This is a genomic window from Paracoccus sp. SY (assembly GCF_002901215.1).
In the GTDB taxonomy this organism is placed as follows: Bacteria; Pseudomonadota; Alphaproteobacteria; order Rhodobacterales; family Rhodobacteraceae; genus Paracoccus; species Paracoccus acridae.
The window spans coordinates 29,182-56,163 of record NZ_NWMQ01000002.1 but is presented as its reverse complement, the minus strand read 5'-3'; the positions used below and the strand labels follow the sequence as shown (position 1 = coordinate 56,163).

The window sequence follows — 26,982 nt, the reverse complement described above, 5'->3', positions numbered from 1 at the left end:
ACCACAGAATGAGCAAGCAGGAATTTTCGCTAGCGGACCGGTTCGACCTGACCAAGCCCCAGGTGCTGTTGAACGGCACGCAGGCCTTGGTGCGGCTGATGCTGATGCAGGCGGCGCGCGACAAGGCGGCGGGGTTGAACACGGCGGGCTTCGTGACCGGCTATCGCGGATCGCCGCTGGGGGGCGTCGATCTGCAGATGATGCGCGAAGGCAAGCGGCTGGGGGAACAGAACATCCTGTTCCAGCCGGGCCTGAACGAGGATCTGGCCGCCACCGCCATCTGGGGCAGCCAGCAGGCCGAGTTGCGCGGCGAGGGCAAATACGACGGCGTCTTCGCGCTGTGGTATGGCAAGGGTCCGGGCGTGGACCGGTCGGGCGACGTGATGCGCCATGCCAACATGGCGGGCACGTCTAAATTCGGCGGCGTGGTCATGGCCATGGGCGACGACCATACCGGCGAAAGCAGTTCCGTGCTGCACCAGTCGGATTGGGCGATGATCGACCGCTATATCCCCGTGCTGTCGCCTGCGGGCGTGCAGGAAATCCTGGATTACGGCCTTTACGCCTTTGCCTTGTCGCGTTTCGCGGGCGTCTGGACGGGGCTGAAGACCATGAAGGACACGGTCGAGGCGACCTCGGTCGTCAATGGCGATCCGTTCCGGCTGTCCTTCGTCACGCCCGACTTCCAGATGCCGGAAGGTGGGCTGAACATCCGCCTGCACGACACGCCCGTCGCCTCCGAGGCGCGGATGATCGACTATAAACGCTGGGCGGCCGAGGCGTTTTCGCGCGCCAACAAGATCGACCACAAGGTCTGGGGCAAGCCCGGCGCCAAGATCGGCTTCGTCGCGGCGGGCAAGAACTGGCTGGATCTGGTCCATGCGCTGTCGCTTCTGGGCATCGACGAGGCCGAGGCCGAACGGCTGGGCCTGTCCACCTACAAGGTCGGGCAGACCTGGCCCCTGGACATGAAGTCCTTCCAGGAATGGTCCGAGAACCTTGAACTGATCGTCTGCGTCGAGGAAAAGCGCAAGCTGATCGAGGTGCAGCTGAAGGAGGCGATCTTCGACAACCGCCACGGCCGCCGCGTCCATGGCTGGAAGCACGACCGCACCGGGGCCGAACTGTTCCCCACGCGCTACGCCCTTGATCCGGTGATGATCGCCCAGAAGATCGGCGAAATCCTGATTGAGGAAGGTCGCGGCACCGACCACATCAAGGCGGGCCTGACCCGCCTGGCCGAGGTGCGCCGCGCCGACAACGCCCCGGAAATCGCCACGCGCACGCCCTGGTTCTGCTCGGGCTGCCCGCACAACACCTCGACCAGGGTGCCGGACGGCAGCCGCGCCTATGCCGGGATCGGCTGTCACTACATGGTGCAGTGGATGGACCGGGAAACCACCGGCTTCACCCATATGGGCGGCGAGGGCGTGAACTGGGTGGGCGAGGCGCCGTTTTCCAAGACCAAGCACGTCTTCCAGAACCTGGGCGACGGCACCTACAACCATTCGGGGTCGCTGGCGATCCGCGCGGCCATCGCGGCGGGGACCACGATCACCTACAAGATCCTGTTCAACGACGCGGTCGCCATGACCGGCGGGCAGCCCAACGAAGGCGGCCTGACCGCCCCCCAGATCGCCGAGGAACTGGTGGCGATGGGCGTCAAGCCCCTGGTCGTCGTCTATGACGAAAAGGAAGACATCGACCGCAAGCAGTTCCCCACGGGCCTGCGCTTCGAGGAACGGTCCGAACTGATGGCCGTGCAGCGTGAACTGGCCGGGACCGAGGGCGTCAGCGCGATCCTTTATATCCAGACCTGCGCGGCCGAGAAACGCCGCCGCCGCAAGAAGGGCACCTTCCCCGATCCCGACCGCCGCGTCTGGATCAACCCCGAGGTCTGCGAGGGTTGCGGCGATTGCGGCATCCAGTCGAACTGCGTGTCGATCGTGCCCTTGGACACCGAACTGGGCCGCAAGCGCCAGATCGACCAGTCGTCCTGCAACAAGGACTTTTCCTGCCTCAAGGGCTTCTGCCCCAGCTTCGTCACGGTCGAGGGCGGCAAGCTGAGGAAGCCCAAGGCCGAGGCCTTCGAGATCCCCGACCTGCCAAGCCCCACCCTTCCCGCGATCACCGGCACGCATAACGTTGTCATCACCGGCGTCGGCGGCACCGGGGTCGTGACGCTGGGCGCGGTGCTGGCCCAGGCCGCCCATATCGACGGCAAGGGCGCCGGCATGATGGAGATGGCGGGCCTGGCCCAGAAGGGCGGCGCGGTCCATATCCACCTGCGCCTGGCGAACCGCCCCGAGGACATCAGCGCCATCCGCGTCGCCGTGGGCGAGGCAGACTGCATCATCGGCGGCGACCTGGTCGTGACCGCCGGGGCCAAGACCATCGGCCTGATGACCACGGGCCGCACCGGCGCCGTCGTCAACGACCACGAGATCGTGACCGGCGACTTCACCCGCCTGCGCGATTTCCGCGTGCCCTCGGACCAGCTCAAGGTCTCGCTTCAGGCGCGGCTGCGCGAAAAGGTGGCCTTCTTCGACGCCAACGACCTGGCGCTGCGGATGCTGGGGGATTCGATCTATTCCAACATGCTGGTGCTGGGCGCGGCCTGGCAGCAGGGGCTGATCCCCCTGACGCTGGACGCGATCATGCAGGCGATCGAACTGAACGGCGCCAAGGTCGCGGAAAACCAGCGGGCCTTCCAGATCGGCCGCTGGGCCATGGCCTTCCCCGAACAGACCCGCAAGCCCGCCCCGGTCACGCAACTGCCCCCCGATCCGGTGGCCTATCGCGAGGCGCGGCTGATCGGTTACCAGAACAAGCGGCTGGCAAAGCGTTTCCGCAAGCTGGTCGATGCCGCCCCCGCACCCCTGCGCGAAAGCGTCGCGCGCGGGTATTACAAGCTGCTGGCCTACAAGGACGAATACGAGGTCGCGCGGCTGCACCTGACCACGGCGCAGCAGATTGCGGAACAGTGGGATGGCGACACGAAGCTGAAGCTGCACCTCGCCCCGCCGATCCTGGGCGGCAAGAATGCCGAAGGCCGCCCGAGGAAACGCGAATACGGCGAAGGGATGCTGCGCGGCTTCAAGCTGCTGGCAAGGCTGAAGTTCCTGCGCGGCACGCCCTTCGACCCCTTCGGCTATGCCGCCGAACGCCGCAGGGAACGGGCTGCCATCCGCGAATACGAGGCGGACATGCGCGAAGTCCTGGCGAATGTCACCGATGCCACCATGCCCGTTGCCATCGAACTGGCGGAACTGCCGCTGACGGTGCGCGGCTTCGGCCCGGTGAAGGAAAAGGCCGAACAAGCCGCGGCCCTGCGCCGGACGGAACTGCTGGCGCAGCTCCGCAGCGGCCAGGCACCCCTGCAGCAGGCCGCCGAATGACCACCTTTCGGGGGGTCACCTGATCTAAGTCATTTCCAAGAACCGCGATGCGCCCTAAAAAGGCACCTCGCGACAGAACAAGGGTGGCACGGATGGCGGTAGGCGTTTTCGATTCGGGACTGGGCGGGCTGACGGTCCATCAGGCCATCGCCGCGCGCCTGCCCGACCTGCCGCTGGTCTATCTGGGCGACAACAAGCATACGCCCTATGGCGTGCGCGATGCCGAGGATATCTTCAACCTGACCTGCGCGGGCGTCGAACGGCTGTGGCAGGAAGGCTGCGATCTGGTGATCCTGGCCTGCAACACCGCCAGCGCCGCCGCGCTGAAGCGGATGCAGGAAACCTGGCTGCCCGCCGACAAGCGCGTCCTGGGCGTCTTCGTCCCGATGATCGAGGCGCTGACCGAACGCCGTTGGGGCGACAATTCGCCGCCCCGCGAGGTCGCGGTCAAGCATGTGGCGCTGTTCGCCACCCCGGCGACCGTCGCCAGCCGCGCCTTCCAGCGGGAACTGGCCTTCCGCGCCGTGGGCGTCGATGTCGAGGCCCAGCCCTGCGGCGGCGTGGTCGATGCCATCGAGATGGGCGACGAGATCCTGGCCGAGGCGCTTGTGGCATCCCATGTCGAGGCGCTGCTGCGCCGGATGCCCCACCCCGAGGCCGCGGTGCTGGGCTGCACGCATTATCCCCTGGTCGAAGCGGCCTTCCAGAAGGCGCTTGGTCCCGATGTCAAGGTTTTCAGCCAGGCGGGACTGGTCGCGGAAAGCCTGGCCGACTATCTGCAGCGCAGGCCGGAATTCCTGGGTTCGGGCACCGAATCCAAGAACCTGACGACGGGCGATCCGGTCCGGGTGTCCAGCAAGGCCACCCAGTTCCTGCGCCGCCCCATCCATTTCGAGGCAGCATGAGGGTGATACCATGGCTGGCATGAAATCCCTGAAGAAACGCCGCCGCATCCAGGTGATCGTCGCGGCCGCCGTTGCCTTGCTGATCGCGGTGGGGCTGATCGGCTACGGCTTTCGCGACGGCATCAACCTGTATCGCTCGCCCACGCAGGTGACCGAGGCCGCGCCCGATCCCGACGAATATTTCCAGTTGGGCGGGCTGGTGAAGGACGGGTCCATCGTGGACCGCCACGGCGTCGAATTCGACTTCGTCATCACCGATGGCGCGGCGGAAATCCCCGTCAGCTATGTCGGCCGCGACCCGCGCCCGGACCTGTTCACCGAAGGCCAGGGCACCATCGCCAAGGGCTATTACCGCGACGGCCGCTTCGAGGCGCGCGACCTTCTGGCCAAGCATGACGAGACCTACATGCCGCGCGAGGTCATGGACACGCTGAAGGAAACCGGCGTTTACCAGGATCCGAACAGCTGATTTGGCAGGGGCCGACCCAGGCAAGACCCAAGCGGTGGCTTTCAGAGGCCACCTGCGCGGGTCGCGCCGGAAATGGCTGCCTGTTCGTTCCGCAGCCCCGCGATCTCGGCCATTTTGCTCCTTCTCCATTATAGCTAAAGTCACGCATCGACCCGTTCCGGCATCGCCTTCATTTCAGGTGAATCATGACCGCCCGTTCCCCCTGGCTCGTGCTGGCGATCGTTTCAAGCGCGCTGTTCCTGATCGTCATCGACATGACGGTGCTTTACACCGCGCTGCCGACGCTGACGCGGGATCTGGGTGCCTCGGCCACGGAAAAGCTGTGGATCGTCAATGCCTATTCGCTGGTCGTGGCCGGGCTGCTGCCCGGCGCGGGGGCGTTGGGGGACCGTTACGGTCACCGGCGGATGTTCGCCATCGGGCTGGTCATCTTCGGGCTGGCCTCGCTGGCTGCGGGCTTTGCGCCGTCGCCGGTCATGCTGATCGCGGCGCGGGCGGGCCTTGCCCTGGGCGCGGCGGCGATGATGCCCGCCACGCTGTCGATCATCCGCCAAACCTTCGAGGATCCCGATGACCGGGCCTTGGCCATCGGCATCTGGGCCGCCGTCGCCTCGGGCGGGGCGGCGCTGGGGCCGGTGATCGGCGGGGCGCTGCTTCAGCATTTCCACTGGGGCGCCGTGTTCCTGATCAACCTGCCGGTCGTGCTGGCGGCACTGGTCCTGACCATCGCCTTCGTGCCCAGGGGCAAGGCCCACGGGCATCATCCCTTCGACCCTGCGGGATCGGTGCTGATCCTGGTGGGCCTGATCGGCATCACGCTGGCCATCAAGGAAATCGCCAAGCCTGCGCCTTCCGCGACGGTGCTGGTCCTGTCCGCCCTGGTGGGCCTTGCCGCCCTTGCGCTGTTCCTGCGCCGCCTGCGCCGCAGCGCCAGCCCGATGATCGACCTGGCGCTGTTCCGCGATCCCCGTTTCGCGGGCGGGGTCATCGGCGCCGTCGTCTCCGCCGCCGCGCTGCTGGGGGTGCAGCTTGCCATCACGCAGCGCCTGCAACTGGTCCAGGGCCTGTCGCCCCTGGAAGCAGGGCTGTTCAGCCTGCCCATCCCGTTGGCGGCCTTCGTGGCCGGACCGGTCGCGGGCCTGATGATGGCCCGCATGGACGCGGGGCGCCTGCTGGCCTGGTCGCTGGCGGCCAGCGGGGCGGGCATCCTGGCCTATGGCATGGGCTTCGGCCATCCGGCCTTGGCGCTTGGCAGCTTCGCGGTCATGGGGGCAGGCATCGGCGCGGCCATGACCGCCGCCTCCTCGGCCATCATGCTGAACGCGCCCGCGGACCGCGCGGGCATGGCGGCCTCGGTCGAGGAGGTGTCCTATGAACTGGGCGGCGCGCTTGGCATCGCGATCCTGGGCAGCCTGCTTGCGGGCATCTACAGCGCCAGCTTCGCGGGTGCCGGGGGATCAGGACGCGAGGCCACGGATTCGCTGGACGGCGCCCTGGCCCTGGCCGCGACCCTGCCCGCGCCGCAGGCGGACCGCCTGATCGCCACGGCCAACGCGGCCTTCGACCATGCCACGGGCATGGTGGCGCTGGCGGCGGGGCTGGTGCTGCTGGCGGCGGCATGGTGGATCGGCCGGATCAACCGCGCCGCACGCGGGGTCCAGCAGGGCGCTTGACGGCCTGACGGGCGCGGGGCAAGCAGTCGCCATGATCGACCTTCGCCCCGTGGCCCATCCGATCGGCAAGATCATCGTGACCCTGGGGGTTTCGATGCTGGCGCCCATGCTGGTGGACTGGTGGCACGGCGACCCGCACTGGGTGGTCTTCCTGCAATGCGCGGCATTGACGGCCGTCGCGGGCACGCTGGTCTCGGTCGCGACCTGGGGCGAATACAGAAGCCTGTCGATCCAGCAGGCCTTTCTGCTGACCTCGGGCCTGTGGGCGGTGCTGCCGGTCTTCGGCGCCCTGCCCTTCATGCTGGGCCAGCCCGGCGCCCCCTTCGTCGATGCCTATTTCGAGGCGATGTCGGGCGTCACCACCACCGGCACCACGGCATTCCCTGAACTGGACGGCCTGCCGCGCGGCACGCATCTGTGGCGGGCCATCCTGCACTGGATCGGCGGCCTCGGTATCGTCGTCGTCGCCATGGTCTTCCTGCCGATCATGAAGGTGGGCGGCATGCAGTTCTTCCGGTCCGAGGGCTTCGACACCCTGGGCAAGATCATGCCCCGCGCCGGAGAGATCGCGGCCGAGATGACGCGCATCTACATCATGCTGACGGCGTTCTGCACCGTCACCTATCTGCTGCTGGGCATGAACGGCTTCGATGCCATCGTGCAGGCTTTCGGCACGGTCTCGACCGGCGGCTTCTCGAACTATGACGCCAGCTTCGGGGCCTTCCTGGGACCGCTGGAATGGGCGGCGTCCTTCTTCATGATCCTGGCCTCGATCCCCTTCATCCGGCTGGTGCAGGGGATGCGCGGGGACCTGACGCCCTTCTGGCAGGATCTGCAGATCCGCGCCTATCTTCGCTGGATCGTCTATGCCTGCGCGATCATCATCGCCTATCGCGTGATCTTCCTGCAGCATCAGGGCAACATCATCGACATCACGCGGGAAACCGTGTTCAACACCGTGTCCACCTTTTCCGGCACCGGGTTCTTTTCGACCGACGTGATGACCTGGGGCCACCTGCCGCTGGCGATCCTGATCATCTGCGGGCTGATCGGCGGCTGCACGGGATCGACCGCCTGTTCGGTCAAGGTGTTCCGATACCTAGTGCTGTTCCAGGCGGTGCGCGCGCAGTTGCGCCGGATGCATTCGCCCCACCGCGTCTATGCCCTGCGCTATGAAGGCCGCCCCCTGGACCAGGACGTGATCGATTCCGTCATGGCCTTCTTCACGCTGTTCATGCTGACCTTCGGGCTGCTGATCGTGGGCCTGTCGCTGGCCGGGCTGCATCCCCGCACCGCCCTGACCGGCGCCTGGACCGCCATCGCCAATATCGGCCCCGTCTGGGGACCCGAGATCACCGCCAACGGATCGGTCGCCGAATTTCCGGACGCGGCCAAATGGCTGATGACGCTGGGAATGTATCTGGGCCGCCTGGAACTGGTATCGGTGCTGGTCCTGCTGCTGCCGCGCTTCTGGCGGGGTTAGGGATTTCCCAAGGCGGGCGTGGCAGACTGGGCAGGCTGGGGCGCGTCATTCGCCGCCGGACCCCTGCGCGCGAAGCTGTCCGACATTTCTGCCGCGATCCGCGCCTGGCCCTGCGCGTCGGACGCAGGCCAGATCAGCACGAAGCCCTCGGCCCGGCCGTCGCGGACCCAGCCTTCGGCGCGGCCGATATGGGCGTCGTTTGCGCCTTCCAGCAGGACACGGCCCGGCTTGATGTCGCGCACCGGCTGCGGCACCCAGCCAAGCGCGGTGACGAGGCCCGACATGTCCAGCAACTCCTGCTGACCGCCGGGCTGGCTGAACAGGATCAGCGCCGCGCCCGACCCGTCCTTGGGGCCATAGATCGACAGCGCCCGTTCCGCCCGGTCGAATTCCAGCCGGTCCATCGGCGCCATGACCGACAGCCCCGTGGCCTTGTCTTCCAGCGTTGTCAGCCCGACTTCGGCCCGCCAGGCCTCGCGCCGGGCGATCAGTTCGGCCATGGCCGTGCCGGGATCGGTGGACAGGCGCTCGGCCAGGATCTCGGCCTGGATGGCGTCGCGGGTGCGCGGACCGGTCTTGCCGTCGATTTCCCCATCATACACGCCCGCCCAGCGAAGCGCGCGCTGAACCTGGTCCATGGGCGGCATCTCGGCGGCGGTGGCAGGCGGCGGGGGCAGGTCGGGGGTTTCCCCCGCCTCGATCACCGCGCCCAGTTCGGACGCATCCGACACCACGGCATCGTCCGGCACCACGTCGCCATCCTCGAAGACATCCAGCCAGGCATCCGCCGTCGCCCGGTCCATCGGACCCAGCACCACCCCGAACCGGCCGTTCGGCAATTCCGTCATCCCCGCCTCGGGGAAGGTCTTGCGCCATTCCGCAAGCGCGGCATCGGCTTCGGCACGGTCCTGCACCGATTGCAGGCGGATATAGGTTCCCGGCGCGGGCAGGTCCGGCTGCGGCGCGGCAGGTTCCTCGGTCACAGGTTCCGCAACCGCAGGCGCCGCACCCACCGGCGTCAGAACCACATCCGGGCCCGGCACGGTGACGAAGCTGTCCTGCGGGATCTGGCGCGCCTCCTTCAGCGCCCCGATCCGTTCGCCCGCTTCCTCGGGCGTCAGGGGACCGATGGCGATGGCCGTCCAGCCGCGCGGCAGGGGAAAGGTCACCACCTCGCCCAGTTGGCTGGCCCAGCGGGCGGCGGCTTCGGCCACGTCGTCGCCGCGCTTGGCCTCGATGCGGATCACGGCGTCCTGCGCCCAGGCCGCCATCGGCAATCCCGCCGCCATCACCAAGAAAGCCAAGCGCCGCATCCCCGTTCCCCTTCGCTGGCCGTTCTTGCGGCCTTTATTGACCCTGTTCCCCGCCCCGCCTAGAAGGCGCGCAAGCATGTGCTGATCTATGCAAAGGACGGCCCCGATGACCAGCCCCAACCGACCCCGCAGCTTCCAGGACATCATCCTGCGGTTGCAGAATTACTGGGCCGCCCAAGGCTGCGCCGTCCTGCAGCCCTATGACATGGAAGTCGGCGCGGGCACCTTCCACCCCGCCACCACGCTGCGCGCCCTGGGCGGGCGGTCCTGGGCCGCGGCCTATGTCCAGCCCTCGCGCCGCCCGACCGACGGGCGCTATGGCGAAAACCCCAACCGCCTGCAGCATTATTACCAGTATCAGGTCATCATCAAGCCAAGCCCCGCGAACCTGCAGGATCTGTATCTGGGCAGCCTGCGCGCCATCGGCCTGGACCCGCTGGTCCACGACGTACGCTTCGTGGAAGACGACTGGGAATCCCCGACCTTGGGCGCCTGGGGCCTGGGATGGGAGGTCTGGTGCGACGGGATGGAGGTCAGCCAGTTCACCTATTTCCAGCAGGTCGGCGGCCATGACTGCCGCCCGGTGTCGGGCGAGCTGACCTATGGCCTGGAACGGCTGGCGATGTATGTGCTGGGGGTGGAACATGTCATGGACATGCCCTTCAACGACCCCGACGCGCCGATCCCGCTGACCTATGGCGATGTCTTCCGCCAGACCGAACGCGAATATTCCCGCTGGAACTTCGACGTGGCCGATACCGACACGCTGTTCCAGCACTTCAAGGACGCCGAGGCCGAATGCGCCCGCATCCTTGCCGCCGATCCGGTGGACGCGGCGGGCCGCACCATTCCCATGGCGCACCCGGCCTATGACCAGGCGATCAAGGCCAGCCACATCTTCAACCTGCTGGACGCGCGCGGCGTGATCTCGGTCACGGAACGGCAGGCCTATATCGGCCGGGTCCGCGCGCTTGCGAAGGCCTGCGCCGACCTGTTCGTCACGACCGAGGCCGCGCAAGCATGAACGGCAAGATCGTCGGCATAGGGCTGCTGGCCATCGGCGTGATCGCGGGCGGGGGCATGTGGTATCTGCAGGAATACCATTTCTACGACCGCATCCCGCCTGCCGACACGCTCGCCGTGCAGACCGCCGGCGGCCCCGTCACCCTGCCCGTCCGCGACTTCCAGGGCATCGACGCAGACAGCTCGCCCCTTCGCTGGCGGGCCTGCGCGGTGCTGGACCAGCAGCCCGCCGATCCCGTCCCTTTCGGCGGCGCGACGCCGCTGGGCGCCCCCGGCTGGTTCGACTGCTTCGACCACGGGCAACTGACCGCCGACCTCGCCTCCGGCGCAGCCCAGGCCGTCCTGGGCCAGGCCGAGATCCGCCCGGACGTGGACCGCGTGCTGGCGATCTATCCCGACGGCCGCGTCTATGGCTGGCACCAATACAACGACAAGACCCCGGAACGCGGAGTGATGGACTGATGCCCGACCTGTTGATCGAACTGTTCTCCGAGGAAATTCCCGCCCGGATGCAGGCCCGCGCGCGCAAGGATCTGCGCAAGCTGGTCACGGACGGACTGGTCGAAGCCGGGCTGACCTATGCCAGCGCCGGGGCCTTTTCCACGCCCCGCCGCCTGACGCTTGCGGTGGAAGGGCTGACCGCCCACAGCCCCACCACGCGCGAGGAACGCAAGGGCCCCCGCCTGGATGCCCCCGAAGCCGCGCTGGAGGGCTTCCTGCGCTCGGCCGGCCTGACCCGCGACCAGTTGACGGCGCGCGACGACAAGAAGGGCCAGGTCTGGTTCGCCACGGTCGAAAAGCCCGGTCGCCCCGCATCCGAGATCGTGGCCGAGGTTCTGGACGCCGCCATCCGCAACTTCCCCTGGCCCAAGTCGATGCGCTGGGGCGCGGGTTCGCTGCGCTGGGTGCGCCCGCTGCATTCGATCATCTGCCTGCTCTCGGACGAGGCCGGCGCCACCGTGGTCCCGCTGACGGTCGAAGGCATCGCCGCCGGCAACAGCACGCGCGGCCACCGCTTTCTGTCCCCCGACGCCTTCACCGTTTCAGGCTTCGACGACTATGCCGCGAAACTCCGCCGCGCCCATGTGATCCTGGACAGCGCCGAGCGCGAGGAAACGATCCGCCAAGGGGCCGAGAACCTCGCCTTCGCGCGCGGCTGGCAGATCGTGCCCGACGACGCCCTGCTGGCCGAAGTCGCGGGCCTTGTCGAATGGCCCGTCCCCCTGATGGGCGTGATCGAGGAACGCTTCCTGGACCTGCCGCCCGAGGTGCTGCAGACCTCGATGAAGGAACACCAGAAGTTCTTCTCGGCCCGCAACCCCAGGACCGGCCGGATCGAGGGCTTCGTCACCGTCGCCAATATCGAGACCCCCGACGACGGCGCGACGATCCTGGCCGGCAACCAGCGGGTGCTGGCCGCGCGTCTGTCGGACGCGGCGTTCTTCTGGCAGAACGACCTGCGCGAGGCGAAGGCCGGGATGCAGGCCTGGGCCGAGGGGCTGAAATCCGTTACCTTCCACAACAAGCTGGGCTCGCAGGCGGATCGCATCGAACGCATCGCCGCCCTTGCCCGAGAGATCGCGCCCTTGGTCGGCGCCGATGCCGACCAGGCCGAACGGGCCGCAAAGCTGGCCAAGCTGGACTTGCGCAGCGCCATGGTCGGTGAATTCCCCGAACTGCAAGGCACGATGGGTCGCTACTACGCGCTTGCGGCTGGCGAGGATGAGGCCGTGGCAGATGCCGCCCGCGACCACTACTCGCCGCTCGGGCCGTCGGATGCGGTGCCAACCACGCCTGTGTCGGTGGCGGTGGCACTCGCGGACAAGATCGACACGCTGACCGGGTTCTGGGCGATTGATGAGAAGCCTACGGGATCGAAGGATCCCTTTGCGCTACGGCGGGCCGCGCTGGGGGTCATTCGGCTCATTCTCGGAAGTGACGTCCGTATGAGGTTAGAGACCACATCGAAACTTCCATTGATCAGAAACCTGGCAGCGGCCGTGAAAGAATCGATGCTTGATCAATTTGCACAGACGCTCAATACAACACGCAACGCCTCAAGGGATAGTAATCTAACAGAAGCAGAACAGAAGCTTCTCTTAAGTCTGTTCGATGCGCATACGTTCGGAGAAAACTTCGATCCCGAAGCCACGGCAGAAAATATTGCTGTCGGACTGGATTCGAAAGCTGCCGACCTCCTCTCCTTCCTCCACGACCGCCTCAAGGTCTATCTCCGCGACCAAGGCATCCGCCACGACATCATCGACGCCGTGCTGGCGCAACCCGGCAACGACGACCTCGTGCTGGTGGTGAACCGCGCCACCGCCCTGAACGCCATGCTGCAGACGGATGACGGCCGGAACCTGACCCAGGGCCTCAAGCGCGCGGGCAATATCCTGGCCCAGGCCGAGGAAAAGGACGGCGTCGAATACAGCTTTGGCGCCGACGTGAAGTTCGCCGAAACCGACGAGGAACGCGCCCTGTTCGCCGCCCTCGATACCGCCGAACCGGCCATCAGAGCCGCGATCAAGGCCGAGGATTTCCCCGCCGCCATGACCGCCATCGCAGGCCTTCGCGCCCCCATCGACGCCTTCTTCGAGGCGGTGCAGGTCAATACCGACAACCAGATCGTCCGCCGCAACCGCCTGAACCTGCTGCACCGCATCCGCGCCGCAGGCCAGCAGATCGCGGATTTCACCAAGGTCGAAGGCTGACCCTTCCAATATGCTAAAACCAAAAGGGCCGAAGCATCACTGCTCCGGCCCTTCTTCGTTGCCCAAATACCCCGGGGGTCCGGGGGCTGGCCCCCGGCCACTGCGGGACGCGGATCACACCATCCGATCGACCATCATGTGCTTGATCGAGGCAATCGCCTTGGCGGGGTTCAACCCCTTGGGACAGGTGTTGGTGCAGTTCATGATCGTGTGGCAGCGATACAGCTTGAAGGGATCCTCCAGCTCGTCCAGCCGCTCGCCCGTGGCCTCGTCGCGGCTGTCGATGATCCAGCGATAGGCGTTCAGCAGCGCGGCCGGGCCAAGATAACGGTCGCCGTTCCACCAGTAGCTGGGGCAAGAGGTCGAGCAGGAGGCACAAAGGATGCATTCATAAAGCCCGTCCAGCTTCTTGCGGTCCTCGATGGACTGCTTCCATTCCTTTCCGGGCGTGGGCGACTTGGTGATCAGGTAAGGGTTCACGGATGCAAGCTGGGCATAGAAATGCGTCAGATCTGGCACCAAGTCCTTGACCACCGGCATATGCGGCAGCGGATAGATGGACACGTCGCCCTTCACCTCGTCGATGCCATAGATGCAGGCCAGGTGGTTGCCGCCGTCGATGTTCATCGCGCAGGACCCGCAGATCCCTTCGCGGCAGGACCGGCGGAAGGACAGGGTCGGGTCGATCTCGTTCTTGATCTTGATCAGCGCGTCCAGGATCATCGGCCCGCACTTGTCCAGATCGACGAAATAGGTGTCCAGCCGCGGGTTTTCGCCCGTGTCGGGATCCCAGCGATAGATCTTGAACTTGCGGACATTGGTGGCGCCCGCAGGCGCGGGCCAGGTCTTGCCGACCCGGATCTGGCTGTTCTTGGGCAGGGTGAACTGGACCATGGGGTGCTCCTCTCAGGAAGTGCCTTGCGACGTCACGTCCGCCGCGAAAAGATGTTCGGCGCGCGCGACCAGATCGACGATCCGGCCATGCGCGTGGGGGTTCAGCGACAGGCCGTTCAGCCTGCGCAGGAATTCGGTCGCGCCGTCGTTCAGGCGGCTGTTCGCCTCTCCGTCCAGGGGCTGAAGCGCGTCGATCAGGGCGTCATCCAGCCCGGCATGACGCAGAAGCTGGCGGCCGGGGCGCAGGGGATCGCCCTCGTCCTCAAGCCGGAAGCGGGTCACGCGTCCGCCCAGTTCGGCCGTCATGCGGCGGATCAGGTCGCCCCACCGGGGAAGATCGGCAGTCTCGGCCTCGAATTCAACCAGGCTGCGGGTATAACCGTCGGTCCGCACCGCCTGCGCCCAGACCGAGGGACGCCAGCTTTTCTGGTTGCGCGTATAGATCACGAAATCGGTCGCGAATTCCCGCGCTTCTTCTGCCAGAAGGCCGGCGATCCCGGGCAGGTGCGGGAACAGCCCCGTCTCGCCGCCATTGCCGGGCATGGCGCCCGCCAGGTTCTCGTGGCTGACCAGAACCGGAACATCGCTTGCCGGCAGGGTGTCCAGCACGTCGCGAAAGGCAAGCCTCAGCGCCTGCGCACGGACATCCGAAGGCGCCAGGCTGAAGGCAATCGCCGCGCGGCCCAGCGGGCGCATGGGCGATCCTTCCTCGGGCGTGCGGACCACAAGGTGATGCGCCAGCGTGTCGGCATTGCGGCGCAGGTGCCGCTGGATCGAGGTGCTGCCGGTCTTCTGGACGCCCAGATGAACGATCAGGCGCCGCGCCCCCTGCCCTGTCCCTGCCTGCCCCGCCATGGCTCAGCCCGTCCAGCCCGGCTGGTCGATCAGCGGCCGGCGCGGCGGCTGGCCCGAACGGCGCTGCACGCAGCGGTCATAGACCTGCGACGGGTCGCGGCCCATCAGGTAGTCGCCCGACAGATCGACCGACACGCTGCCGAAGCCGCGCGTGCCGGACGATCCGGTGCCGATGCCGACCGCCACATTGGTCTGCGGGCGGACGGCCAGTTCGGCGTCGCGCAGGCAGGTCACCTCGGCCTGCTGGACCGGGACGGGGCCGCAGGCGGCCAGCATCCCGATCAGCGCCAAGGCCATATGTCCCGCCCGCGCGCGCATCACATCAGGCCGTGCGTGCCGCCGCGGCGATGCACTGCGTGGTCGCCGGGCGCGAGACAATGGCCGCCACGCTGTCCGCCGTGCCCGACACGCCCGCGCGCGAGGCCTGGGCGATGTCGATCAGTTCCGCCGTGGTGGCGTTGTTGACCACGCAGTCGGTATAGGGCGCGACATTGGCGCCGGGCAGGCGCTTCTCCATCTCGGCGTTGATGACGGTCCGGGCAACCTGGCGCGAGGCCGCGTCCAGCACGGTCGGCGTGGTGACGACCGCGGGGGGCACGGTGACGGTGGTCGCCGGCGGCATCGGTGCGGCGCAGGCCGCAAGCGTGGCGGCGGCAAGACCCAGGGCGGCGAGAGTTTGGAAGCGCATCAGTAAACCCTTTTCTTGGGAGCAATCTTCTTCAGGTCGATCCCGCCATCCTCTTCCTTGGTCAAGGGGTCCAGATGGACGGGGCGGTAGTCCAGTTTAACCGCGTTTCCATCGACCCATGCAAGCGAGTGCTTCCGCCAGTTGGCGTCGTCCCGCTCGGGCCAGTCCTCATGGGCATGTGCGCCACGGCTTTCCTTGCGCGCCTCGGCCGCGACAATGGTCGCCAGCGCGTTGGGCATCAGGTTGGTCAGTTCCAGCGTTTCCATCAGGTCGCTGTTCCAGATCAGGCCCCGGTCCGTGACCTTGATGTCGTCCATCTTGGCCGCGATCGCCGTCATCTTCTCGGCGCCCTCGGCCAGGGTCTTGTCGGTGCGGAACACCGCCGCATCGGCCTGCATCGTGCGCTGCATTTCCAGCCGCAGTTCGGCCGTGCTGACGGTGCCCTTGGCGTGGCGCAGACCGTCGAAGCGGGCCAGGGCCTTGTCAACCTCGGCCTGGTTGGTCGAGGGGATATGACCCTCGCGGTCGATCACCTGCCCGGCGCGGATGGCGGCGGCGCGGCCAAAGACCACCAGGTCGATCAGGCTGTTCGATCCCAGGCGGTTCGCGCCATGGACGGATGCGCAGCCCGCCTCGCCCACGGCCATCAGGCCGGGGAAGATCGCATCGGGGTTTTCCGCCGTCGGCGCAAGGACTTCGCCCCAATAGTTCGTGGGAATGCCGCCCATGTTGTAATGGACCGTCGGCAGGATGGGGATCGGCTGCTTGGTCACATCGACGCCTGCGAAGATCTTGGCCGATTCACTGATGCCGGGCAAACGTTCGGCCAAGGCCTCGGGCGGCAGGTGCATCAGGTTCAGATACATGTGGTCCTTGTCGGGACCGACGCCGCGGCCTTCGCGGATCTCGATGGTGATGCAGCGGCTGACCACATCGCGGGACGCCAGATCCTTGTAGGTCGGCGCATAGCGTTCCATGAAACGCTCGCCTTCCGAATTGGTGAGGTATCCGCCCTCGCCCCGTGCGCCTTCGGTGATCAGGCAGCCCGAGCCATAGATGCCGGTCGGATGGAACTGCACGAACTCCATGTCCTGCAGGGGCAGGCCCGCGCGCGCGACCATCCCGCCGCCGTCGCCGGTGCAGGTATGGGCCGATGTCGCGCTGAAATAGGCCCGGCCATAGCCGCCGGTCGCCAGCACCACCATCTTGGCGTTGAAGACGTGGATGGTGCCGTCGTCCAGCTTCCAGCAGACCACGCCGGTGCAGGCGCCGTCCGTGACGATCAGGTCGATCGCAAAGTATTCGATGAAGAATTCCGCATTGTTCTTCAGCGACTGACCGTAAAGCGTGTGCAGGATCGCGTGGCCGGTCCGGTCGGCCGCGGCGCAGGTGCGCTGCACCGGGGGGCCTTCGCCGAACTCGGTCGTGTGGCCGCCGAAGGGACGCTGATAGATCTTGCCCTCCTCGGTCCGGCTGAAGGGAACGCCGTAATGTTCAAGCTCGTAGACGGCCTTGGGCGCCTCGCGCGCGAGGTATTCCATCGCGTCCGTGTCGCCCAGCCAGTCCGACCCCTTCACGGTGTCGTACATGTGCCACTGCCAGTTGTCCGGGCCCATGTTCGACAGAGACGCGGCGATGCCGCCCTGCGCCGCGACGGTGTGGGACCGGGTCGGAAAGACCTTGGTCACGCAGGCCGTGCGAAGGCCCTGTTCGGCCATGCCCAGCGTCGCGCGCAGGCCGGCGCCCCCGGCCCCCACCACGACCACGTCGTAATCATGCGTATGGATATCGTATGCTGCCATGGTGCCCTCAGATCGCGACGGTGACCAGCGTCATCTTGGCCAGCGCAAAGACCGCCGCCGCGATGACCGCCCAGGAAAAGACCACCGAGACGATGATCGCCACCTTGCGCGCCGTGTGTTGGAAGTAATCGTCGATCATGATCCGGGTGCCCTTGATGAAGTGCACCATGCCCACGACGATGAACAGCGCCGTGATCAGCGCCGGATAGGGACGGCCGAAATAGGCCACCAGTTCGGGATGCGACATGCCGATGGCATTGCCGATCACCAGCATGAAGGCCGGGACCAGCAGGACGAGGGCGCAGGAACTGACGGTCAGGAACCAGTGGTCGGCCGTGCCGCTGTGGGCGGAACCCAGGCCCATGGCTGCCTTGCGGGGGGTGATATAGCGCATGGTTGCCTTGCCCTTATGCAAAGAAGAACAGGATCAGCGACAGCAGCGTCAGCACCACCGACCCGATGATGATGGCCCAGCTTGCGCGCTCGGCCTCCTCGATCCGCAGAAGCTGGCCGGAATCGTAGAACAGGTGCCGGATGCCCGCCAGCGTGTGGAACCACAGCGCCCAGGCCGATCCGGTCAGCACGATGAAGCCGATCCAGGACCGCACCACCCAGTCGGCGGCGGCAAAGGCTTCCGGGCCGGTTACGGCGGCGACCAGCCACCAGACCAGCAGCAGGATACCCGCGACCAATGCGTGCCCCGTGATCCGCGTCATGATCGACGTCACGGCGGCCATGGGCAGGCGATAAACCTGAAGATGGGGGGAAAGCGGCCGGTTGCCCCGGTTCACGTCGGCCATGATGCGGCGCTCCTTCAAACGGTTCTGGCTTGACCCGTCGCAGGTGCTTGGCTGACCGCGCGGGCTGGCAATTGACGCGTTACTGTCGCCATTTGTTTCATCTGTCACCCAGTCATCACCGTCTTTTCGCGGATTTGACTTGGTCGGCGGAGTTTGTGATCACGACCTGGCGGGCTGTGATCACAACACATGCTGCGGATGCGAAACGGCCGAGTCGCTTTGTCAGACCGGCATCAGTGCCCAGTAATCCAGATCCAGCAGGACATCGGGATGATAGCGGCCCTCGGCGTCCTTCAGCCTGAACGCGCCGCTGTCGCCCTTGGTGGCGACCAGCCGCAGCCGGATCGCGCCGACGCCGGGCGCGGGCGTTTCGGCCTTGTCCAGAACCTCGGACCATGCGCGAACGGTATCGCCCGCGAAACAAGGGTTGGCATGGGTGCCGCCGTTCAGCGCGACGATCATCTGCGCATTCGCCAATCCGTTGAAGGACAGCGCGCGGGCCATGCTGATGACATGGCCGCCATAGATCAGCCGCCGCCCATCCTCTCGGTTCGTGGCGTCGAAATGGACCTTGGCGGTGTTCTGCCACAGCCGGGTCGCCAGCATATGCTCGGCCTCCTCGATGGTGACGCCGTCCACATGGTCGATCTTCTCGCCCAGTTGGTAATCGCCCCAGCGATGCGGCTCGCCGGCCAGATCGAAGTCGTAGTCGCTGAAATCCAGCCCTTCCGGAAACACCAGATCCTCGGGCATGACAACGGGGGCCAGGTCGGGCACGACCGTTTCGGGCGCGGGGGCATCAGGGTCGCGCTTGCGCACCATCACCCAACGAACATAGTCCAGCACGGGCTCCTCCATCTGGTTCAGACCCTCGGTACGGACCCAGACCACGCCGGATTTGCCATTGCTGTTCTGCTTCAGCCCGATCACCTGCGATTCCGACCGCAGCGTGTCGCCCGGCCAGACCGGGGCTAGCCAGCGCCCCTGCGCATAGCCCAGGTTCGCCACCGCGTTCAGGCTGACATCCGGCACGGTCTTGCCGAAGACGATGTGAAAGGCCAGCAGGTCATCCATCGGGCTGCTTTCCAGCCCGCAATTCGACGCGAATTCATCGCTGGAATAAAGCGCGTGGCGCGCAGGATACAGCGCGTGATACAGCGCCCGTTCCCCTTCCGCGACAGTGCGGGGAACGGCGTGGCGGATCACCTGGCCGATGCGGTAATCCTCGAAGAAGCGGCCCGGATTGGTCTTGGTCATTGCTGCCCCAGCTTCATGTCGGGATGGTATTCGGCCTGAACCTGCTTGGTCACGGCCTGCCCCATCCGCATCACGCCCTTGACGGGATCGAAGGCCATGGTCGGGCTGCCATGCAGGGACCAGCCCTTGGACAGCGCCTCGCTGACACGGTGGCAGAACTGGACGGTGTCGTCCTCGGTGATGCAGCGGTAAAGGGTGGTCACGTCAGCCTCCGAATGGCCAGGGTCCGATCCAGCCGTGGATCAGGCCCACGACCAGCATGACGACGACCGCGCCCACGGCCGCCATGATTTCCTTGCGGACCGGGAAGGGCCCGCTGCGCCGCTTCCAGGCGCCCGCGCGGTTCAGCAGGACGATTTCCACAAGCGCCCAGGCCAGCAGCCCGCCGAACAGGATCAGCGAGGCCAGATCCCCGTTCACCAGCAGATGCGCCACGGCCCAGAGCGAGAAGCCGGTCAGCTGCGGATGCCGGATCCAGGCGGTGACGCGCGTGCCCATCCCGTCGGCAGCATAGAGATAGAAGGCCAGCAGCATCAGCAGATTGTTGATGCCCGTCGTCGCGGGCGAACGGCCCCACCAGACGGGGCCATCGACCTGTCCATAGCCCCGCGCCATGATGAAGACCGACAGGATCAGCAGGACCGCGACCAGGCCCTTGCCCTTATCGCCCAGGGCGGCACGCCGTTCCGGTGCCACGCGCTTGAACAGATGGGCCGCCCACCACAGAACCAGTCCCGATATCAGCAGAACCATCTGGCTTTCCCTTCGCTGGATGTCTTGTGCCGCACCCTGCCCTTATCCGGCCATGGCCGCAATCGCCTTGGCGCGGTCCAGCGTCTTGCGCGCGGTTTCGACATGCAGGTTTTCCACGATCCTGCCATCGACCACGGCGACGCCCTTGCCTTCGGCGCTTGCCGCCTGGAAGGCGTCGATCTGGCGGCGGGCCAGGTCGATTTCCGCGTCCGTGGGGGCGAAGGCGTCGTTGGCGATGGCAAGCTGGGCGGGGTGGATCAGCGTCTTGCCGTCAAATCCCATGTCGCGGCCCTGTTCGCATTCGGCGCGCAGCCCGTCCTCGTCCTTGAAGGCGTTGAAGACCCCGTCCACGATCACCCTGCCATGGGCCTTGGCGGCCAGCAGGCACAGGCCCAGCCCCGCCTGCATCGGCAGCCGGTCGGGGCGGAAGCGGCTGTTCAGTTCCTTGGCAAGATCGTTGGTGCCCATCACCATCCCCTCCAGCCGGGGATGGGCGGCAATGGCGACGGCGTTCAGCATCCCCAGCGGCGTCTCCATCATCGCCCACAAGGGCGCGTCGGGAATGATCGCGGCCACCCGGTCCAGGTCGGCGGGGCCGTCCACCTTGGGGATCAGCACCGCATCGACCGCCAGCCCCGCGCAGAAGCGCGCGTCGTCCTCGCCCCATTCCGTCGCCAGACCGTTGATCCGCACGATCCGCGCGCGCGGGCCGTAATCATTGCCCAGGGCTGCCGCCAGGGCATCCCGCGCGGCAGGCTTTTCCGCAGGGGCGACCGCGTCCTCCAGATCGAAGATGATCGCGTCGGCGGGAAGCGTCTGCGCCTTTTCCATCGCCCGCGCATTGGCGGCGGGAATATACAGAACCGAACGATAGGGACGCGCCATCAGATCCTCCTCGCAACAATCTTGCGCGACGCTGCCCTGTGGCGCTAGAATTGGCAAGCGCAAAATTGCTGCGCTGCGGCGTCAGGCAAGCGCCTGCCAGATCAGCCGCAGCGACACCGCCAGCAGGCCCCAGGTGATCAGCTTGTAGAACAGCGCCTCGGGGATGATCTTGACCAGCCGCAGGCCGGCCCAGACCGACAGCAGCGCGACCGGCATCAGCACGGCGGCGGCCCGAAGGTTGCCGGGCGACAACTGCCCCAGCGCGGCATAGGGGATCAGCTTGACCCAGTTGCAGACCGCGAAGAACCAGGTGGTCGTTCCCGCATAGGTCAGCGCGGACAGCCGCAGCGGCTGCACATAGACCTGCCAGGGCGGCGCGCCCGCATGGCTGACGAAGCTGGTATATCCCGACAGCAGCCCCCAGCCCGTGCCCCGGGCATAGGACGGGGATCGCCTTTCGTCCTTTAGCGGGGGCCGGATCAATGCGTTCAGCGCGAAGATCGTCCCGACCGCGCCGACGATGAAGGTGACGCCATCCACGGGCACCACATGCGCGCCCGCCCAGCCGATGCCGATCCCGGCAAGGGCGCCGGGCAGCGCGGTGGCCAGCACGCGCATGTCGAAGTTCCGCCGGAACGCCAGCAGCCCGCCCACGTCGGACACCACATAGATGGGCAGCATCAAGCCCGCCGCCTGTACCGGCGACATCACCAGCGACAGCACCGGGACCGAGATCATGCCGACCATCGCCAGCCCGCCCTTGGCAAGCCCGACCGAGGCTGCGGCGATCACGGCCAGAACCCAGCCCCCAACGGTCAATTCCAGCATGGTCCATTCCCCTGTCCGCCCGGCAGGAATGCGGCCCCGCGCCCGCTTTGGCAAGTGTCAGCGCCAACAGTGGCTTGCGATTTCTTGCGCGACCCCGTAACCACCCCGCAACAATCATCCCATTGATCGGAGGTTATCCATGGCCCGACCCAAAATCGCACTGATCGGTGCGGGGCAGATCGGCGGCACGCTGGCGCATCTGGCCGCGATGAAGGAACTGGGCGACGTCGTCCTGTTCGACATCGCCGAGGGCACGCCCCAGGGCAAGGCACTGGACATCGCCCAGTCGGGTCCGTCCGAAGGCTTCGACGCCGTCATGAAAGGCGCCAACGATTACGCCGACATCGCGGGCGCGGATGTCTGCATCGTCACCGCCGGCGTGCCGCGCAAGCCGGGGATGAGCCGCGACGACCTTCTGGGCATCAACCTCAAGGTCATGAAGTCGGTGGGCGAAGGCATCGCCAAGCACGCCCCGAACGCCTTCGTGATCTGCATCACCAACCCGCTGGACGCGATGGTCTGGGCGTTGCGCGAATTCAGCGGCCTGCCGCGTGAAAAGGTCTGCGGCATGGCCGGCGTGCTGGATTCGGCCCGCTTCCGCCACTTCCTGTCGCTGGAATTCGGCGTCTCCATGCGCGACGTGACGGCCTTCGTGCTGGGCGGGCATGGCGACACGATGGTGCCGCTGGTTCGTTATTCCACGGTCGCGGGCATCCCGCTGCCGGATCTGGTCAAGATGGGCTGGACCACGCAGGAGAAGTTGGACAGCATCGTCCAGCGCACCCGCGACGGCGGCGCCGAGATCGTCGGCCTGCTGAAGACCGGCAGCGCCTTCTATGCCCCCGCGACCAGCGCGATCGAGATGGCGGAAGCCTATCTCAAGGACCAGAAGCGCGTCCTGCCCTGCGCGGCCTATGTGGACGGCGCCTATGGCCTGAACGGCATGTATGTGGGCGTGCCCACCGTGATCGGTGCGGGCGGCGTCGAAAAGGTCATCGACATCACGCTGAACGAAGACGAACAGGCGATGTTCACCAAGTCCGTCGATGCGGTGAACGGCCTGGTCGAGGCCTGCAAGGGCATCGACGGCTCGCTGGCCTGAAACGGCCCGACATGAACAAGGCGCGCCCGGTGGGCGCGCCTTTGCATTTGATGTTATGCGTTTTTCGGCTTCCGCTTTATCATCGCCCCGTTCCTTGCAACCGGAGGCGACCATGAACCGGACCGTTCTGCCTGCTGCCCTGTTTTCCGCCATTGTCCTGACCGCCTGTCAGGCGCCGCCCACCAGCCCCCGCCCGACCGACCAGTTGCCGTTCATGGGCACATGGGATTGCGGCGCGACCACCATGACATTCACGCCGACCTCCTATATCCCCTCGGTCGATGCCGCGCCGATCACGATCCGCAGTTTCTCGACCCAGAACCGCGCAACCACGATGACCCTGGCCGACGGCGCGGTGATCCAGGTTCAGTGGCAAAATGACAACCGGATGACCTGGACATCGGAAACCACCGGCGACAGCTTCGATTGCGCCCGCGTCGCTGGCTGAGGGTCAGGCGAATCCCGCGGCATGTCCTTTGTGATCACGGCATTTGAAGCTGTGATCACAATCGGCATGTTCCTGCAAGTTTAGGCGTTTTCCCGATCAAAACGTTTCTCGTTCTCCCCTCGGATGTGGCAAGAGGCCCCGAAATCTGCCGAACCGAAAAAGGGGGTCAGGATGAATATCCACGAATACCAGGCCAAGGCGCTGCTGCGTCAATACGGCGCGCCGGTCAGCGACGGCCGGATCGTGATGAAGGCCGACGAGGCCAAGACCTGCGCCAGCGAGATGGACGGCCCGTTGTGGGTCGTGAAGGCTCAGATCCACGCGGGCGGCCGCGGCAAGGGCAGCTTCAAGGAAGCCGAAGCCGGTGAAAAGGGCGGCGTCCGCCTGGCCAAGTCGGTCGAGGAAGCCGAGGAACTGACCCGCCAGATGCTGGGCCGCACGCTGGTCACGCACCAGACCGGTCCCGCCGGCAAGCAGGTCAACCGCATCTATATCGAGGACGGCAGCGACATCGCGCGCGAACTATACCTGGCGCTGCTGGTGGACCGCCAGACCTCTCGCGTCAGCTTCGTCGCCTCGACCGAGGGGGGCATGGACATCGAGGAAGTCGCGGCCCACACGCCCGAAAAGATAGTCAGCTTCAGCGTCGATCCGGCATCCGGCCTGTCGGACTTCCACGGCCGCCGCGTGGCCTTCGCCCTGGGGCTGGAAGGCTCGCAGGTCAAGCAGTGCGTGGCGCTGGTCAAGAACCTGTATCGCATGTTCATCGAAAAGGACATGGAGATGCTGGAGATCAACCCGCTGATCGTCACGCCCGAAGGCAACATCAAGTGCCTGGACGCGAAGATGGGCTTCGACAACAACGCGCTTTACCGCCAGCCCGACATCATGGCGCTGCGCGACGAGACCGAGGAAGATCCCAAGGAACTGGCCGCCTCCAAGTTCGACCTGAACTACATCGCGCTTGACGGTGAGATCGGCTGCATGGTGAACGGCGCGGGCCTGGCGATGGCCACGATGGACATCATCAAGCTGTATGGGGCGGAACCCGCGAACTTCCTGGACGTGGGCGGCGGCGCCACGAAGGAGAAGGTGACGGAAGCCTTCAAGATCATCACCTCGGACCCGAACGTCAAAGGCATCCTGGTCAACATCTTCGGCGGCATCATGCGCTGCGACATCATCGCGGAAGGCATCATCGCCGCTGTGAAGGAAGTCGGCCTGCAGGTTCCGCTGGTCGTGCGCCTGGAAGGCACGAACGTCGAACTGGGCAAGGAGATCATCGCCAAGTCCGGTCTGAACGTGATCGCCGCCGACGACCTGTCGGACGCGGCCGAGAAGATCGTGAAAGCCGTTAAAGGTTGAAACACAGGGCGCGTGATTTCACGCGCCTTCCCCTGAACAATGGTGCGTGGGACCACGCACCCTACGTCAAGGAAAGCCGTAATGGCCGTTCTCGTTAACAAAGACACCAAAGTCATCTGCCAGGGGATCACCGGATCCCAGGGCACCTTCCACACCGAACAGGCGATCGCCTATGGCACGCAGATGGTCGGCGGCGTGACCCCCGGCAAGGGCAGCAGCGAACATCTGGGCCTGCCGGTCTTCAACTCGGTCCACGAGGCCGTGGCGAAGACGGGCGCCAATGCGACCGCGATCTATGTCCCGCCCCCTTTCGCGGCGGATTCGATCCTGGAGGCCATCGACGCGCAGATCCCGCTGATCGTCTGCATCACCGAAGGCATCCCGGTGCTGGACATGATGCGCGTCAAGCGCGCCCTGCAAGGGTCGCAGTCGCGCCTGATCGGGCCGAACTGCCCCGGCATCATGACGCCGGACGAATGCAAGATCGGCATCATGCCGGGCAGCATCTTCCGCCGCGGCAGCGTGGGCGTCGTGTCGCGTTCGGGCACCCTGACCTATGAGGCCGTGAAGCAGACCTCGGACGTGGGCCTGGGCCAGTCCTCGGCGGTGGGCATCGGCGGCGATCCCATCAAGGGGATGGAGCATATCGACGTGCTGCAGATGTTCCTGGACGACCCGGAAACCGAGTCGATCATCATGATCGGCGAGATCGGCGGTTCGGCCGAGGAGGAAGCGGCCGAGTTCCTGGCCGAGCAGAAGAAGAAGGGCAAGTGGAAGCCCACCGCTGGCTTCATCGCGGGCCGCACCGCCCCTCCGGGCCGTCGCATGGGCCATGCCGGCGCCATTGTGTCGGGCGGCAAGGGTGACGCGGAATCGAAGATCGAGGCGATGAAGCGCGCCGGGATCGTCGTGGCCGACAGCCCCGCAGGCCTGGGCGAGGCCGTGCTGAAGGCCATCAAGGGCTGACGCAACCCCCGGCGCGGCGCGCGCGTTCCACGGGCAAGAGCAATCGCTCTGTAACCACAGGAGATTAAAGATGAAGATGCTTTCTGCTGCCATCATCGCCTCGACTGTCGTTCTGGGAGCCTGCGCGCCCGAGCCGATCACGCGCGTCGAAACCTCGGTGTCGGTGGCCTCGGTTCCCTCGGGCGCGCTTGGCGCGGCGACGGGCCTGCCGGCCGATGCCGTGGTCGCCGCCTCGCGCACCGGCAACCAGTACACGGTCTTCTATCGCGGCGACGCGGTGACGGCCGACCAGGTTGCCGCCGCACCCGCGATCATCTGTTCCAACACCGCCTCGCAGGTCTTTTCGGCCGAGGCGGTGGATACCTCTGCCCCGCAGTTCGGCAGTGGCGTTCAAAGGATGACCGTCACCTGCGGGTGACGCGATTGAAAGCCGGTGCCTCGGACATAAGTATGGGGCATCGGAAACCAGGGGGATGACGTGGACGACCAGCCGCAGCGCGCAGCAGCCAGATCTTCGGACGGGGCAAACGCCCGGACCGGCGGCTGCATGGCGCCCTTGTCCCTGGCCGCCCTTCTGGCGCTGACGGCCTGTGGCCGCGCGCCCACCGACGACATCCTGCGCGGCGGCATTCCCGCCATCACGAACCTGCACCAGGCCAGCACCCTGCCCCCCGACTCCGTGCGCACCGTGGCGCGGCGCGATTTCGGCTGGCGGCTGATCTATCACCCCACCCGCGCGCCCGCCGGGGCCGACCAGGGCGCGGCCCGCGCCTTGTGCGGGCTGGAACGCCGCGGGGTTGCCCGGATCGAACGCATCCCGCGCGCGGATCCCTATGCCGATCCCGGCGCGGCCATCATCGACGTTTATTGTGCCTGAGGCGGTCATGACACCCAGATATCCTGCCAAACCTTCCGTTCTTGCCCGCCTGTCGGTGCTTCTGCCGGCCGCGCTTCTGGCGGGTTGCGTGCAGGTGACACCAGCGGCCCAGCAGCCTGCCCCCGTGGCCCCTGCCCCGGCGCCCGCTGCCCCGCCAGTGGCCAGCCTGCCCGTTCTGCCATCGCCGCCGGTGGTTGCGCCCCCCGCCCCGGCCCTGCCGACCGGCCCCGTGGACAGCCGCACCGGCCTGCACCAAGCTTCGGTCATCGCCGTCACAGGCGATGCCGACAGCCGCTTCACCGTGCTGTTCCGGCCCGCCCAGACCGACGCCGGCAAGATCGAGGCCGCACCCGCGCAACTGTGCCGCAGCGCGGGACGCGGCTTGGAAAACAGCCGCACCAACAAGCCTGGCGCGGGCAGCGCAATGCCCGGTGTCCAGATGATGATCGTCACATGCAGCGCCGCCTGACGCCGCATATCCCCG

Annotated in this window: 28 protein-coding genes; 15 read left to right on the top strand and 13 right to left on the bottom strand. The window is 66.5% G+C overall.

The window, feature by feature from the left end; all coding sequences use genetic code 11:
- Nucleotides 1-8: 8 nt before the first annotated feature.
- From CK944_RS02065 to CK944_RS02045, 5 genes are all read left to right on the top strand, one after another.
- Nucleotides 9-3,398, top strand: a complete 3,390-nt coding sequence (locus CK944_RS02065; RefSeq protein ID WP_103171379.1) for an indolepyruvate ferredoxin oxidoreductase family protein — start codon at nt 9-11, stop codon at nt 3,396-3,398.
- A 92-nt stretch (nt 3,399-3,490) separates the two neighbouring features.
- The gene (locus CK944_RS02060) at nt 3,491-4,303 is read left to right on the top strand and encodes a glutamate racemase (RefSeq protein WP_103171378.1); all 813 of its coding nucleotides are present in this window, start codon (nt 3,491-3,493) and stop codon (nt 4,301-4,303) included.
- Between the two features lie 19 nt (nt 4,304-4,322).
- Nucleotides 4,323-4,772 (top strand): cytochrome c maturation protein CcmE, encoded by a 450-nt coding sequence (gene ccmE / locus CK944_RS02055; RefSeq protein WP_103171683.1) that lies wholly within the window; start codon nt 4,323-4,325, stop codon nt 4,770-4,772.
- 185 nt (nt 4,773-4,957) lie between these two features.
- Nucleotides 4,958-6,445 carry an MFS transporter gene (locus tag CK944_RS02050; RefSeq protein ID WP_103171377.1) on the top strand — a complete coding sequence of 496 codons (1,488 nt, stop codon included), beginning with the start codon at nt 4,958-4,960 and terminating at the stop codon, nt 6,443-6,445.
- A gap of 31 nt (nt 6,446-6,476) precedes the next feature.
- A complete protein-coding gene (locus tag CK944_RS02045) occupies nt 6,477-7,928 on the top strand; it encodes a TrkH family potassium uptake protein (protein WP_103171376.1) in 1,452 nt (483 codons plus the stop codon).
- On the opposite strand, the gene CK944_RS02040 is transcribed toward CK944_RS02045, so the two are convergent.
- Nucleotides 7,925-9,241, bottom strand: a complete 1,317-nt coding sequence (locus CK944_RS02040) for a peptidoglycan-binding domain-containing protein (protein ID WP_229665155.1) — start codon at nt 9,239-9,241, stop codon at nt 7,925-7,927. The two genes, CK944_RS02045 and CK944_RS02040, sit on opposite strands and share 4 nt — an antisense overlap.
- A 106-nt stretch (nt 9,242-9,347) precedes the next feature.
- Between CK944_RS02040 and CK944_RS02035 the strand changes: the two genes are divergently transcribed.
- From CK944_RS02035 to glyS, 3 genes are read left to right on the top strand one after another with little or no spacing between them, the layout of a single operon-like run.
- Nucleotides 9,348-10,265: a glycine--tRNA ligase subunit alpha gene (locus CK944_RS02035; RefSeq protein WP_103171375.1), complete on the top strand. Its 918-nt coding sequence runs from the start codon at nt 9,348-9,350 to the stop codon at nt 10,263-10,265.
- Complete coding sequence (locus CK944_RS02030) at nt 10,262-10,726, top strand: DUF6446 family protein (protein ID WP_103171374.1); 465 nt, start codon at nt 10,262-10,264, stop codon at nt 10,724-10,726. Before CK944_RS02035 ends, CK944_RS02030 begins: the two co-directional genes overlap by 4 nt.
- The gene (glyS, locus tag CK944_RS02025) at nt 10,726-12,978 is read left to right on the top strand and encodes a glycine--tRNA ligase subunit beta (protein WP_103171373.1); all 2,253 of its coding nucleotides are present in this window, start codon (nt 10,726-10,728) and stop codon (nt 12,976-12,978) included. The genes CK944_RS02030 and glyS overlap by 1 nt, the downstream gene beginning before the upstream one ends.
- Before the next feature lie 114 nt (nt 12,979-13,092).
- Here glyS and CK944_RS02020 read toward each other — a convergent pair whose 3' ends face one another.
- From CK944_RS02020 to CK944_RS01965, 12 genes are all read right to left on the bottom strand, one after another.
- The gene (locus CK944_RS02020) at nt 13,093-13,872 is read right to left on the bottom strand and encodes a succinate dehydrogenase iron-sulfur subunit (protein ID WP_103171372.1); all 780 of its coding nucleotides are present in this window, start codon (nt 13,870-13,872) and stop codon (nt 13,093-13,095) included.
- Nucleotides 13,873-13,884: 12 nt separating this feature from the next.
- The gene (locus CK944_RS02015; RefSeq protein ID WP_103171371.1) at nt 13,885-14,727 is read right to left on the bottom strand and encodes a hypothetical protein; all 843 of its coding nucleotides are present in this window, start codon (nt 14,725-14,727) and stop codon (nt 13,885-13,887) included.
- Nucleotides 14,728-14,730: 3 nt separating this feature from the next.
- Nucleotides 14,731-15,045: a hypothetical protein gene (locus CK944_RS02010; RefSeq protein ID WP_103171370.1), complete on the bottom strand. Its 315-nt coding sequence runs from the start codon at nt 15,043-15,045 to the stop codon at nt 14,731-14,733.
- A 4-nt stretch (nt 15,046-15,049) separates the two neighbouring features.
- Entirely contained in the window at nt 15,050-15,415 is a 366-nt protein-coding gene (locus tag CK944_RS02005; protein WP_188715266.1) for a hypothetical protein, read from the bottom strand.
- A complete protein-coding gene (gene sdhA / locus CK944_RS02000; protein ID WP_103171369.1) occupies nt 15,415-17,217 on the bottom strand; it encodes a succinate dehydrogenase flavoprotein subunit in 1,803 nt (600 codons plus the stop codon). The genes CK944_RS02005 and sdhA overlap by 1 nt, the downstream gene beginning before the upstream one ends.
- 7 nt (nt 17,218-17,224) lie before the next feature.
- Entirely contained in the window at nt 17,225-17,611 is a 387-nt protein-coding gene (locus CK944_RS01995; RefSeq protein WP_103171368.1) for a succinate dehydrogenase, hydrophobic membrane anchor protein, read from the bottom strand.
- Between the two features lie 13 nt (nt 17,612-17,624).
- Entirely contained in the window at nt 17,625-18,017 is a 393-nt protein-coding gene (sdhC, locus tag CK944_RS01990) for a succinate dehydrogenase, cytochrome b556 subunit (RefSeq protein WP_103171367.1), read from the bottom strand.
- Nucleotides 18,018-18,239: 222 nt separating this feature from the next.
- A complete protein-coding gene (locus CK944_RS01985; protein WP_103171366.1) occupies nt 18,240-19,274 on the bottom strand; it encodes a MaoC family dehydratase in 1,035 nt (344 codons plus the stop codon).
- Nucleotides 19,271-19,477 (bottom strand): DUF1737 domain-containing protein, encoded by a 207-nt coding sequence (locus CK944_RS01980; protein WP_103171365.1) that lies wholly within the window; start codon nt 19,475-19,477, stop codon nt 19,271-19,273. Before CK944_RS01980 ends, CK944_RS01985 begins: the two co-directional genes overlap by 4 nt.
- A gap of 1 nt (nt 19,478) precedes the next feature.
- Complete coding sequence (locus tag CK944_RS01975; protein WP_103171364.1) at nt 19,479-20,027, bottom strand: NnrU family protein; 549 nt, start codon at nt 20,025-20,027, stop codon at nt 19,479-19,481.
- A 42-nt stretch (nt 20,028-20,069) separates the two neighbouring features.
- Nucleotides 20,070-20,912 carry a CoA ester lyase gene (locus tag CK944_RS01970; RefSeq protein WP_103171363.1) on the bottom strand — a complete coding sequence of 281 codons (843 nt, stop codon included), beginning with the start codon at nt 20,910-20,912 and terminating at the stop codon, nt 20,070-20,072.
- Between the two features lie 81 nt (nt 20,913-20,993).
- The gene (locus CK944_RS01965; protein ID WP_103171362.1) at nt 20,994-21,740 is read right to left on the bottom strand and encodes a sulfite exporter TauE/SafE family protein; all 747 of its coding nucleotides are present in this window, start codon (nt 21,738-21,740) and stop codon (nt 20,994-20,996) included.
- 139 nt (nt 21,741-21,879) lie between these two features.
- Here CK944_RS01965 and mdh point away from each other — a divergent pair, with 139 nt between their 5' ends.
- The 7 genes from mdh (at nt 21,880) to CK944_RS01930 (ending at nt 26,967) form a co-directional block, all read left to right on the top strand.
- Nucleotides 21,880-22,842: a malate dehydrogenase gene (gene mdh / locus CK944_RS01960; RefSeq protein WP_103171361.1), complete on the top strand. Its 963-nt coding sequence runs from the start codon at nt 21,880-21,882 to the stop codon at nt 22,840-22,842.
- 112 nt (nt 22,843-22,954) lie between these two features.
- Nucleotides 22,955-23,290, top strand: a complete 336-nt coding sequence (locus CK944_RS01955; protein ID WP_103171360.1) for a hypothetical protein — start codon at nt 22,955-22,957, stop codon at nt 23,288-23,290.
- Nucleotides 23,291-23,461: 171 nt separating this feature from the next.
- Nucleotides 23,462-24,655, top strand: a complete 1,194-nt coding sequence (sucC, locus tag CK944_RS01950) for an ADP-forming succinate--CoA ligase subunit beta (RefSeq protein WP_103171359.1) — start codon at nt 23,462-23,464, stop codon at nt 24,653-24,655.
- Nucleotides 24,656-24,736: 81 nt separating this feature from the next.
- Complete coding sequence (sucD, locus tag CK944_RS01945; RefSeq protein ID WP_103171358.1) at nt 24,737-25,621, top strand: succinate--CoA ligase subunit alpha; 885 nt, start codon at nt 24,737-24,739, stop codon at nt 25,619-25,621.
- Between the two features lie 70 nt (nt 25,622-25,691).
- Entirely contained in the window at nt 25,692-26,039 is a 348-nt protein-coding gene (locus CK944_RS01940) for a hypothetical protein (protein WP_103171357.1), read from the top strand.
- 60 nt (nt 26,040-26,099) lie between these two features.
- Nucleotides 26,100-26,498 (top strand): hypothetical protein, encoded by a 399-nt coding sequence (locus CK944_RS01935; protein ID WP_103171356.1) that lies wholly within the window; start codon nt 26,100-26,102, stop codon nt 26,496-26,498.
- A 7-nt stretch (nt 26,499-26,505) separates the two neighbouring features.
- A complete protein-coding gene (locus CK944_RS01930) occupies nt 26,506-26,967 on the top strand; it encodes a hypothetical protein (RefSeq protein WP_103171355.1) in 462 nt (153 codons plus the stop codon).
- The last annotated feature ends 15 nt before the right edge of the window (nt 26,968-26,982 follow it).